At 66.7% G+C, this 10,825-nt stretch carries 14 protein-coding genes; 7 read left to right on the top strand and 7 right to left on the bottom strand.

Translation table 11 applies throughout. The annotated features are described in order from the left end of the window. Window positions 1-87: 87 nt before the first annotated feature. Genes L6444_RS01640 through L6444_RS01655 form a run of 4 tightly spaced genes read right to left on the bottom strand, consistent with a single transcriptional unit; the run spans window position 88 to window position 2,677 of the window. On the bottom strand, window positions 88-912 hold the full coding sequence (locus L6444_RS01640; RefSeq protein ID WP_236979929.1) for an ABC transporter permease: 825 nt from the start codon (window positions 910-912) through the stop codon (window positions 88-90). After that, a complete protein-coding gene (locus L6444_RS01645) occupies window positions 902-1,702 on the bottom strand; it encodes an ATP-binding cassette domain-containing protein (protein ID WP_236979930.1) in 801 nt (266 codons plus the stop codon). Before L6444_RS01645 ends, L6444_RS01640 begins: the two co-directional genes overlap by 11 nt. After that, complete coding sequence (locus L6444_RS01650; protein WP_236979932.1) at window positions 1,699-2,151, bottom strand: MarR family winged helix-turn-helix transcriptional regulator; 453 nt, start codon at window positions 2,149-2,151, stop codon at window positions 1,699-1,701. The genes L6444_RS01645 and L6444_RS01650 overlap by 4 nt, the downstream gene beginning before the upstream one ends. 28 nt (window positions 2,152-2,179) lie before the next feature. Next, window positions 2,180-2,677 (bottom strand): metallophosphoesterase family protein, encoded by a 498-nt coding sequence (locus tag L6444_RS01655; protein WP_236979934.1) that lies wholly within the window; start codon window positions 2,675-2,677, stop codon window positions 2,180-2,182. A gap of 35 nt (window positions 2,678-2,712) precedes the next feature. On the opposite strand from L6444_RS01655, the gene L6444_RS01660 reads away from it, so the two are divergent. Then, window positions 2,713-3,168 (top strand): MaoC family dehydratase, encoded by a 456-nt coding sequence (locus tag L6444_RS01660; RefSeq protein ID WP_236979936.1) that lies wholly within the window; start codon window positions 2,713-2,715, stop codon window positions 3,166-3,168. Between the two features lie 11 nt (window positions 3,169-3,179). On the opposite strand, the gene L6444_RS01665 is transcribed toward L6444_RS01660, so the two are convergent. Further along, entirely contained in the window at window positions 3,180-4,475 is a 1,296-nt protein-coding gene (locus L6444_RS01665) for an acyl-CoA dehydrogenase family protein (RefSeq protein WP_236979938.1), read from the bottom strand. A 124-nt stretch (window positions 4,476-4,599) separates the two neighbouring features. Here L6444_RS01665 and L6444_RS01670 point away from each other — a divergent pair, with 124 nt between their 5' ends. Together L6444_RS01670 and L6444_RS01675 are read left to right on the top strand one after the other, a co-directional pair. After that, complete coding sequence (locus L6444_RS01670; RefSeq protein WP_236979940.1) at window positions 4,600-5,205, top strand: GNAT family N-acetyltransferase; 606 nt, start codon at window positions 4,600-4,602, stop codon at window positions 5,203-5,205. A gap of 39 nt (window positions 5,206-5,244) precedes the next feature. Then, on the top strand, window positions 5,245-5,559 hold the full coding sequence (locus L6444_RS01675; RefSeq protein ID WP_236979942.1) for a hypothetical protein: 315 nt from the start codon (window positions 5,245-5,247) through the stop codon (window positions 5,557-5,559). Between the two features lies 1 nt (window position 5,560). On the opposite strand, the gene L6444_RS01680 is transcribed toward L6444_RS01675, so the two are convergent. After that, on the bottom strand, window positions 5,561-6,235 hold the full coding sequence (locus L6444_RS01680; protein ID WP_236979944.1) for a TetR family transcriptional regulator: 675 nt from the start codon (window positions 6,233-6,235) through the stop codon (window positions 5,561-5,563). A gap of 70 nt (window positions 6,236-6,305) precedes the next feature. Here L6444_RS01680 and L6444_RS01685 point away from each other — a divergent pair, with 70 nt between their 5' ends. The 4 genes from L6444_RS01685 (at window position 6,306) to L6444_RS01700 (ending at window position 10,170) form a co-directional block, all read left to right on the top strand. Next, window positions 6,306-7,394 (top strand): ferredoxin reductase, encoded by a 1,089-nt coding sequence (locus tag L6444_RS01685; RefSeq protein ID WP_236979946.1) that lies wholly within the window; start codon window positions 6,306-6,308, stop codon window positions 7,392-7,394. A 28-nt stretch (window positions 7,395-7,422) separates the two neighbouring features. Then, window positions 7,423-8,535 carry a fatty acid desaturase family protein gene (locus tag L6444_RS01690; RefSeq protein WP_236979948.1) on the top strand — a complete coding sequence of 371 codons (1,113 nt, stop codon included), beginning with the start codon at window positions 7,423-7,425 and terminating at the stop codon, window positions 8,533-8,535. A gap of 76 nt (window positions 8,536-8,611) precedes the next feature. Then, a complete protein-coding gene (locus L6444_RS01695; protein ID WP_236979950.1) occupies window positions 8,612-9,136 on the top strand; it encodes an SRPBCC family protein in 525 nt (174 codons plus the stop codon). After that, window positions 9,136-10,170, top strand: coding sequence for an LLM class flavin-dependent oxidoreductase (locus L6444_RS01700; protein ID WP_236979952.1), 1,035 nt, complete (start codon window positions 9,136-9,138; stop codon window positions 10,168-10,170). The genes L6444_RS01695 and L6444_RS01700 overlap by 1 nt, the downstream gene beginning before the upstream one ends. On the opposite strand, the gene L6444_RS01705 is transcribed toward L6444_RS01700, so the two are convergent. Further along, entirely contained in the window at window positions 10,167-10,796 is a 630-nt protein-coding gene (locus L6444_RS01705; protein ID WP_236979954.1) for a TetR/AcrR family transcriptional regulator, read from the bottom strand. The genes L6444_RS01700 and L6444_RS01705 overlap by 4 nt on opposite strands. Window positions 10,797-10,825: the final 29 nt, after the last annotated feature.

Below are 10,825 nucleotides of genomic sequence, written 5' to 3' on the forward strand. Positions count from 1 at the left end.
TCGGGCAGGACTCCGTACGCGGGTGGTCGCGTTGCGATAACGATTTGCAGCCGAATGCATTTCGGCACAACGCCACCACGTGACTAGCTATGCGACCAGGCGCCGCAACACCTTTGACGCCGTGACGACGCCGATCACCGGCGCAACCAGCAGCACCGCGACGTCCACCAGGTGGAATGGGGTGCCGATCAACAGCGACCGCAGCACATCCACCTCGTAACTCAGTGGGTTGACCTTGCTCAGCGCGTGCAGCCAGCCCGGCATCACATCCACCGGGTAGAGCGCGTTGGACGCGAAGAACAGCGGCATCGTGATCGCCTGGCCGATGCCCATCAGCCGGTCACGGCTGCGCACCAGCCCGGCCAGCGTCATGGACAGGCAGGCGAAGAACGCGGCGCCGAGCATCACGGCGGCCATCGCCGCAAGGATGCGAATCGGGTTGACCGTCAACCCGATTCGCATCAGGTACGCCAGCGCCAGTACACCGACGACCTGGGCCACCGACCGCACTCCGGCGGCGAATGCCTTGCCGGTGATCAGCGCCGACGCGGGCGCCGGCGTCACCATCAGCTTGGCCAACACCCCGGCATCGCGATCCCAGATGATCTGGATGCCATAGAAGATGGAAATGAACAGCGCCGACTGCGCGATGATGCCCGGCGCGAGAAAAGCCAGATAGGAAACGTTTCCGGTGTCGATGACGCGCAGGTGGCTGAACGTGGTTCCGAAGATCAGCAGCCAGAGCGCGGGTTGCACCATCCGGGTCACGAGTTCGGTGCGGTCGTGACGCAGCTTCTGCAGCTCGACGATCGCGAAGGCGCCGACCCGGCTCGCGGTCGCCCGGACCCGGTCGAGTCCGCGCGGGGCGTGGACCAGGTTCATCGGCGGGGTGGCGGCGCGCTCAGCCGACATGGCGTGCTGTCCTTCTGCTGGACCGGATTTCGCGCATGTCCGCCGGCCCGGCGTCCAGTCCTGACGCGGCGTAGTGACGGAATACGTCTTCGAGGGTTGCGGTTGGCGACACGGTGGCCTTCAGCTCATCCGGCGTTCCCACCGCCTGCAGCGCACCGTGGTGCATCAGCGCGACCCGATCACACAGCGCGTCGGCTTCCTCCATGTAGTGGGTGGTCAACAGTACGGTCATGCCGAACATCTCCTGCATGCTCTTGACCTGCGTCCAGACCCCGTCGCGCGCAATCGGATCCAGGCCCACCGTCGGCTCGTCGAGCACCAGCAACGACGGGCGGTTCACCAGCGCTTGTGCCACTTCGAGTCGGCGGACCATGCCGCCGGAGAAGCTCGACGCGAGCTTGTCGGCCACGTCGAGCAGGTCCATGGCGGCCAGCGCCTGCTCCACCCGGTCGGTGCGCTCGGCGCGGGGAACGCCGTACAACCGGGCGAACCACTCCACGTTCTGCCGGCCGGTCAACGCGGTTTCGATCGAAAGTTGTTGCGGCACATAGCCGATATTGCTGCGGATGTCGATGGTCTGCCGCCGCGCATCCATCCCGAAAATGCTCAGTTCGCCGTCCTGGACCGGAGCCAGCGTGGTCAGCACCCGCACCACGGTCGTCTTGCCGGCACCGTTGGGGCCGAGCAGACCCATCGTCTCGCCGGGCTGTACGTCGAAGGTCACGTCGTCGACGGCGAGGTGTTGACCGTAGCGATAGGTCAGGTGCCGGCAGTCGATGGCCGCGGTCATGGCTTTCGTTCCTGCAGCATTTTGGTCATCGTTTCGAGGACCTCCAATCCCTGGGCCAATACCCCGATTTGGTGCTCGTCAAGCTCGTCGAGCAGGTCGGTGAGCACCGCACGCCGCAGGTGCGCCGTCGCGTCCATCACCTGCTGGGCCGACTCGGTGAGCCGTAACCTGCTGACCCGGCGGTCGGCAGGATCGGGGGTACGTTCCAACAGGCCCGCGCAGCACAGTTTGGTCACCAGGGTGGAGGCGGTGTTGGGCACCAGCCCGAGTTCGGCGGCGGCGACGCTGACCGAGACGCCCGGCCGGTGGGAGACCAGCCGCAGCAACTCGGCCTGCGACTCCGACAGCCGCCCGGGTGAGTACCAGGTGCCCACCGCGCGTCGCAGCTGGCGGCGGAACCTGCCCAGGGTCCGCGGAATGTCGGCGGCGAGATCGGTGTGCGTGCTCACTGCCCGCCATAATACCTCTGTAGCCGAGCTATTTATTGATCCTGTGTAGAACGACGTCGGTCAGCGCGCCGTTGTGTGCGGTGGCGGTCACATAGGTGCAGTGCGGCTGCCTGCGGCGATCCGTCGGCGAGCCCGGGTTCAGCAGCCGCAGGCCGGTCTGCGAAGTGGTGTCCCACGGGAGGTGGCTGTGGCCGAAGACCAGCACGTCGGTGTCGGGGTAGAGCCGCGACATGCGCGCGTCGCGACCGGCCGCGGCACCGGTCTCGTGTACCACGGTGAAACGCAGCCCGGCCAGCACCACATCGGCGCGCTCGGGTAGCCGCGCGCGCAACTCGGGGCCGTCGTTGTTGCCCCAGCAGGCCACGAGGCGGCGTGACCTGGCTTCGAGTTCGTCGAGCAGCCCGGGCACCACCCAATCGCCGGCATGGATGACGACGTCGGCGGCAGCGACCTGATCCCACACCTCGGCAGGCAGGTCGCGTGCCCGTTTGGGGACGTGCGTGTCAGCGATTAAGAGCAGCCGCATAAGTTCTATGGATACCCGTACGAGAGGATTGATCCATGCGCACCTTCGAGTCAGTCGCCGACTTCGCCGCCGCGGCGGGCGAGACGCTCGGGCAGAGCGACTGGGTGACGATCAGCCAGGAAGAGGTCAACCTGTTCGCCGACGCGACCGGCGACCACCAGTGGATCCACGTCGACCCGGAGCGAGCCGCCACGGGGCCGTTCGGGACGACCATCGCCCACGGTTTCATGACCTTGTCGCTGCTACCGCGACTGCACCACGAGATCTACACCGTCAACGGCGTCAAGCTGGCGATCAACTACGGCCTCAACAAGGTTCGCTTCCCGTCACCGGTTCCGGTGGGTTCCCGGGTACGCGCGACGAGCTCGCTGGTGAGCGTCGACGACCTCGGTAACGGCGCGGTGCAGGGCATCCTGTCGACCACCATCGAGATCGACGGGGCGGCCAAGCCGGCCTGTGTCGCCGAAAGCATCATTCGCTACGTCACCTAGGGTGGCGAGCCTCAGAACTCGGCGATCGCGTGTTCCAGTCGGGCGGCCAGTCGCGCCTCGGCTTCGGCCTTGCGGGTCGGTATGTGTTGGGACGGGAAAGGCGTTGTCACAGGCTGATATTCGCGCAGCGTGCGGCGGGCCACCGTCATCTTGTGCAGCTCGGTGGCGCCGTCGGCGATGCCCAGCGACTCGGCGGCCACCAGCATCTTGACGAACGGCATCTCGTCGGAGACGCCCAGGGCGCCGTGCAGGTGCAGCGCCCGCTGCGCGACGTCGTGCAGCACCTGCGGCATCGCGACCTTCACCGCCGCGATGTCGCGGCGCACCTTCTGATAGTCGTGGTGCTTGTCGATCAGCCAGGCGGTGCGCAGCACCAGCAGCCGGAACTGCTCGATCTGGATCCAGCTGTCGGCGATTTTCTCCTGGGTCATCTGGAAATCCGACAACCGGCCGTGCCGGGTCTGCCGTGACACCGCGCGCTCGCACATCATGTCGAATGCCCGGCGCGCCAACGCGATTGTGCGCATCGCGTGATGGATGCGGCCCCCGCCGAGGCGGGTCTGGGCGATCATGAACGCCTGTCCCTCGCCGCCGAGCACATGGTCGGCGGGCACCCGGACGTCGCGGTAGCGAACGTAGGCGTGGGTGGCTCGTTTCGACGACTCGGCGCCGACCCCGACATTGCGGATGATCTCGATACCGGGTGTCTCGGCCGGCACGATGAACAGCGACATCTTCTGGTAGGTACGGCCTTCGGGGTTGGTGACCGCCATGACGATGAAGAACGACGCGTGCTTGGCGTTGGTGGAAAACCACTTCTCGCCGTTGATGATCCAATCGTCACCGTCGCGCTTGGCCGAGGTGACGAACAGCCCCGGGTCCGATCCGCCCTGCGGCTCGGTCATCGAATAGCAGGACGTGATCTCGCCGTCCAGCAGCGGCTGCAGGTACCGGGCCTTCTGCTGTTCGGTGCCGAACAGCGCCAGGATCTCGGCGTTGCCCGAATCCGGTGCCTGGCAACCGAACACCGAGGGAGCCCACCGGGAACGGCCCAGGATCTCGTTGAGCAGCGCCAGCTTGACCTGACCGAAACCCTGCCCGCCGAGATCGGGCGTCAGGTGCGCGGCCCACAGGCCCTGCTCCTTCACCCGCTGCTGCAACGGGCGCAGGATCGCCACCATCTCGGCGTTCTGCTTGTCGTACGGGTCGAGTGCCACCAGGTCCAGCGGCTCGAGTTCGCTGACCATGAACTCTTCGACCCAGTCGAGCTTCGCCTGATATTCCGGATCGGTCTCGAAGTCCCACACCTGGTGCCGCCGTTTCCCCGGCGCAACGCCGCGCCGGCATCTCCGATGAAGCTGGTTCAAGCCAGTCCATCGTATGTGCCGGCGCTGCTGGCTCCTTGGCGGCCGCGCACCTACGGTGAGTGAGGTGACCCCGCAAGCGCGTCCGGCGCGCAAATCCGATGTCCGCGAGCTGGGCCAAACCCTGGGCCGGGCGTTCTACGACGATCCGGTGGCGATGTGGATTCTGCCCGACGACGACAAGCGGCGCCGGCACCTGGGTCGCGTGTTCGCCACCATGACCCGTCATCACCATCTGGCCGGTGGTGGCGTCGAAGTGGCCTGCGACGGGCCGGAGATCGGTGCGGCCGCCCTGTGGGATCCGCCGAACCGGTGGCGGGAGTCGGGCCGGGCGCAGCTGGCGCAGATCCCGACGTTCCTGCGGGTGTTCGGCGCTAAATCCGCTCGCGGTCGCGCTGTGCAGGAGCTGATGAAGCGCGCACATCCCGAAGAGCCGCACTGGTACCTCGCGGCGATCGGCAGCGACCCGTCGGTGCGCGGCCAGGGCTTCGGCCAGGTGCTGATGCGATCCCGCCTGCAGCGCTGCGACGCCGAGTACTGTCCGGCCTATCTGGAGTCCTCCAAGCCCGAGAATGTGCCGTATTACCAGCGTTTCGGGTTCCGGGTCACCGGAGAGCTCGAGGTTCCCGACGGCGGGCCCACATTGTGGGCGATGTGGCGTGATCCGCGTTGAGCGGGTTTAGCCGTCAGCGGCCTGGGCAACCAATCGCGCATGGCAACCGGCCCTGACGACACCCTGGACCCGAGTGAGTCCACCGATTCGGACGAGGTGCGCAACGACGACGGCGACATCGTCGTCGACCCGCCCGACGACTGGAGCGAGGCCGACAAGTTCGGCATGACGGCGCGCGAGGAGCGGGAAGGCGAATCGCTGGACCAGAAGCTCGCCGCGGAGGAGCCCGACGAGATTCGGCCCGCTCGCACCGATCCCGACCTGACCGACGAGCTGCCCGGTGGTGTGCACCGGGGCCAGATCGACGGCACCCCCGAGGACGGCAGCTCGCTGTTCACCGTCGTCGACGAATGAGCTAGGTTTCGCTCTTCCACCTCGCGACGCCGATCGCGATCATGCGCAGCTGCTTGACCGCGATCCGGTGGATCTCTTCGAGCGCCTCGGCGCTCTGCGCGTCCTCGATGGCCTCGGCGGTCACGATCATCGCGTTGACGAAAAGGCTTGCCAGCACGTTGAGATCCTCGGTGCTCCATTCGTTGAGCCGCGGGAAGCGGGCCAGGTCGGTGGCCAGTTCGGAGGTGATGAGCCGGATTTCGGTGCGGATGGCGTAGCGCAGCACCGAGAGTCCGGTAGAGCGCTCGCGCGAGATGAAGCGCCAGTGTTCGCGTTGTTCGGCGACGCTGCCGATCAGGATCTCCACCGACGATTCGATCACCCGGTTCGGGTCGAGTTTGCCGGCCCGCGCGCCCCGCAACGTGTCGCGCAGGCTGCGGAACGATTCGTCGATCAGGACCAGCCCGAGTGCCTCCATCGAGTCGAAGTGGCGGTAGAACGCGGCGGGCACGATCCCGGCTTCACGGGTGACCTCGCGCAGGCTCAGGCCGCTGAAGCTGCGCTCGTTGAGCAACTTCAGGGCCGCGGCGATGATGGCCCGCCGGGTGGCTTCCTTGCGTTCTTCGCGTGAGCCCCCGTCGCGGTTCTTCTCCCGGCTGGTGCGCCGCGAGTGTGAGCTAGGAGTACGACTGTTCACTATGTGAACCGTAACACAGAAGGCAAGAAAACCCTTGACCACCTGCACCGACCGATGTCACGGTGTACATATGTTCACTCAAACTTTCACTCGGACGGTCGCGAAGCGAGTCCTGAGTTCAAGCCTGGTCGACGTCCTCACCGGCCCGCACGGCGTCGACCGCTACACCGAGCTTGTCGAGCCGACGTGGACGTCGGGCGACGCCCGCGCCAAGGTGATCGACGTCCGGCGGACGACGCCGCGCAGCGTCACCCTGACGCTGGCCCCGAACGACGCGTTCACCGAACGCCACACCGTCAAAGCCGGGCAGTTCGTCAACGTGACCGTCGAGATCGACGGCCGCATGCACTCCCGGTGCTACTCGCCGGCCAACGTCGAGGGCAGCTCGCAACTCGAGCTGACCATCGGCGTCCACGATGGCGGGCTGGTCTCGACCTACCTGTATGAGCAGGCCCGTCGCGGCATGGTGGTCGGCCTGGACGGCGTCGGAGGCGACTTCGTGTTGCCCGACCAGCGGCCGCGGCGGATCCTGTTCGTCTCCGGCGGCAGCGGCATCACGCCCGTCATGGCGATGCTGCGCACGCTGGTCGCCGAAGGGCACCCCGGCGAGATCGCCTTCGTGCACTACGCCCGGACCGCCGCGGAAGCCTGCTATCGCGACGAGCTGGCGATGATGCCCGGTGTGCGGGTGCTGCACGGCTACACCCGATCCGGTGCCGGCGACCTCGAGGGCCGGTTCGGTGCCGAACACCTGGCCATCGCGATGGACGCACCCGACGCGGTGTTCGTCTGCGGGCCAACCGCTTTGGTCGACGCCGTCCGGGCACAGTGTGCCGCGGCGAACTGTGAAAAGGTGTTCACCGAAAGCTTCACGCCGCCGGTGATCGAAGTGCCGGCCAACCCGACGGGTGGTCGAGTCAGCTTCGGGGACAGCAAGGTGGACGTCGAAGACGACGGCCGGTCGATCCTCGAGCAGGCCGAGTCGGCCGGCTTGGCGCCCAAGAACGGATGCCGGATGGGTATCTGCCACACCTGCACCCGCCGCAAGACCTCCGGCACCGTGCGCAACCTGATCACCGGTGCCGTCTCGACCCAGCCCGACGAGAACGTCCAGATCTGCGTCACCGTGCCCGTCGGTGACGTCGAGATCGCCCTCTGACCACGCCGAATCAAAGGGAGCAAAAGCCATGACACAGAACAAGATCACCCTCACCAAGGAACAAGCCGACGAGTTCGGCCGCGAACTCGACGCCATCAAGGAACGGGTGATGGCCGACCTCGGCGAACAGGATGCGGAGTACATCCGCAAGGTCATCAAGGCGCAACGTGCCCTGGAGGTGGGCGGCCGCGCGCTGCTCTTCCTGCCGCCGGCGTGGCTGTTGGGCACCGGGATGCTGGGCATCGCGAAGATCATGGACAACATGGAGATCGGCCACAACATCATGCACGGCCAGTACGACTGGATGCGTGACCCGACGATCTCCGGCAACGACTTCGAGTGGGACACCGCCTGCCCGGCTGACCAGTGGCGGCACTCGCACAACTACATGCACCACACCCACACCAACATCGTCGGCATGGACCGCGACGTGGGCTACGGCATCCTGCGGATGAGCGAAGACCAGAAGTGGGAGCCGTACTTCCTGGGCAACCCGGTCTACGCGTTCCTGCTGATGGTGCTGTTCCAGTACGGCGTCGCGCTGCACGAGCTGGAAACCGAGCGGATTCGCTCCGGCGAGATCCGGCTGCGCGACAAGAAACAGACGCTCAAGGAGATCTGGGCCAAGACCCGCCGGCAGACCCTCAAGGACTACGTCGCGTTCCCGCTGCTGGCCGGCCCGTTCGCGCCGTTCGTGCTCAGCGGCAACCTGACCGCCAACCTGATGCGCAACGTGTGGTCGTACATGATCATCTTCTGCGGGCACTTTCCGGACGGCACCCAGGAGTTCACCGTCGAGGAGACCAAGGACGAGACCCGCGGCCAGTGGTACTTCCGCCAGGTGCTGGGCTCGGCGAACCTGACCGGCGGCAAGCTCTTCCACCTGCTGTCGGGCAACCTGTCGCACCAGATCGAGCACCACTTATTCCCCGACATGCCGGCCCGCCGCTACGCCGAGATTGCGCCCGAGGTGCAGGAGATCTGCGAGCGGTACGGAATCCCGTACAACAAGGGTCCGTTGCTGCGGCAGTTCGGCACGGTCGTGCGCAAGATCGTCCGGCTCAGTGTCCCGGACTCCTGGCTGCCGAACGCCAAGGCCAAGAAGTCCGGCAGCGTCGAACTGGAGCCGGTCGCTGCATGAAGACCCGCTGACCTACGACATTGACCTACGAAGCCCGGGGCTCGCGTTGTCGAAACCCCGGGCTTCGAGGTCTTTAATGGGTGGGGTGGAGTGGACCGGCGCGCGTTATGCGGACAACCCGACCGTGCAAGCCTCGACATGGATCGACGCCGATCCGCAGCGAGTGTGGGATCTGGTCTCCGACATCGAGCTGATGCCGACCCTGAGCAACGAACTGCAACGCGTCGAATGGCTCGACGGTGTGACCGGCCCGCGGGTCGGCGCCCGTTTCGTCGGCTACAACGAACACGACGCATTCGGCAAGTGGAGCAGCATCTCGCAGATCGTCTCGTGTGACCAACCACGCGAATTCAGTTGGGCGGTAGGCGAACCCGAATGCCCCGCCGCGACCTGGCGGTTCAGCCTGACACCGCAGGACGGCGGCACCACGCTGTCGTACTGGACGCAGCTGGGTCCGGGCCGCTCCGGATTGTCCACCGCGATCGACGCGATGCCCGACAAGGAACAGAAGATCGTGTTCGTGCGGCTGCGCGAGTTCGAAGCCGCCATCGACAAGACCCTGGCCGCGATCAAGAGGCTGGCCGAGCACGGGGTGCGCTGATGCGCACCGCCACGACGGTCGAGCTGTCGGTGGCGCCGGCCGAGACGGTGGAATTCGTGGTCGAGGCCGAAAAGCTGGGCCTGGACGTGTGCTGGGTCGCCGAGGCGTGGGGAGCCGACGCGGTTTCCGCACTGGGCTTCCTGGCGGCGCGCACCGAACGAATGCTGCTCGGCTCGGGCGTGCTGCAGGTCGGCACCCGCTCACCGGTGCTGGTCGCCCAGACCGCTATCACCTTGGCCAACCTGTCGTCGGGTCGGTTCCTGCTCGGCCTGGGCGCCTCGGGTCCGCAGGTGATCGAAGGGCTGCACGGCGTCTCGTTCGCGGGGCCGCTGGCGCGTGTCCGCGAAACCGTCGACATCATCCGCGAGGCGTTCGCGGGCGGCAAAATCTCCTACTCCGGCAAGGAGTTTCAGATACCCCGTCCGGGTGAGGCGAAGCCGATGCGGTTGTCGACCCGCACCGAGCACCCGATCCCGATCTATCTGGCCACCTTGTCACCGGCGATGCTGCGGCTGACCGGGCGGATCGCCGACGGCTGGCTGGGCACCAGTTTCGTGCCCGAAGGCGCCGGGCAGGCATATTTCGCCCACCTCGACGACGGCCTGGCCGCGGCCGGGCGGACCCGCGCGGATATCGACATCTGCCAGGGTGCCGAGGTCGCGTTCGCCCGCGATGAGGACGAACTACGGGGCATGGTCGCGGCACGCAAGACCGAGCTGGCCTTCAGCCTCGGCGGCATGGGGTCGGCGAGCACCAACTACTACAACCGGGCCTACAGCCGGCAGGGTTGGAGCGAGGTCGCCGAAGCGGTGCGGTCGCGTTGGCAGGCCGGCGACCGGTCGGGTGCGACCGCGCTGATCACCGACGAGATGGTATTGGCCACCACGCTGATCGGAACCGAAGCGATGGTGGTTGCGCGCCTTGCGGATTGGCGAGAGGCGGGCGTAAACACGGTGCGGCTGTACCCGGCGGGGGACACGCTCGACGCCAAGCTGGAGACCCTGGGCCGTGCGATCGAGCTGATCCGCGGCTAACGCAGGAGCGCGGCCCGCAGCGTCTGACGCATCCAGTTCTGAAACTGATCCAGTGTGTAACCGCGCCGCGCCACCAGCAGCTCATAACACTCCGGACTGACGATGGCCCATGCTGTGTCGACGGCCTCGCGGCGAGCGATGCCAGCGCGCAGCGCGCCGGCGGGGATGTTTCGCAGTGCTCTGTCGATCGTCGTTCGGCGCAGGGACTGCAACTCGTCCCAGTCGGCGGCAATCTCGGGATCCACCGCCGAGGCGTCCCGGTAGAGCTTCCACCCGATGGCTGCACGGTCGGCGATTTCGGCGACGAGCGCGGCGAGCTCGTCGACAACCTCCCGGGGTGGCTTGCCCGCGAAGCGTTCGACGACTGCACCGGGATCCTGTCCGCCGCCGGTGAGTCTGGACTCCAGGTAGGCACGCAGCAACGATCGCTTGTTGCCCCACGCCAGGTAGAGGGTTTGCACCGTGACACCGGCACGCTCGGCGATCCTGCTCACGGTGGCCGCCTGGTAGCCGCGCGCTTCGAACTCCTCCCCGGCGGCGATCAGCAACCTCCGGCGAGTCTCCTGGCGGGCCATGGCCCCGACCTGCTGTTGCCTGCTCACGGTGGCGGCGTCCTTTTCGACCATGGACACCAGCCTAGCTCATGGATTAGAGT

Origin of the sequence: Mycobacterium kiyosense, from assembly GCA_021654635.1 — a bacterium.
In the GTDB taxonomy this organism is placed as follows: Bacteria; Actinomycetota; Actinomycetes; order Mycobacteriales; family Mycobacteriaceae; genus Mycobacterium; species Mycobacterium kiyosense.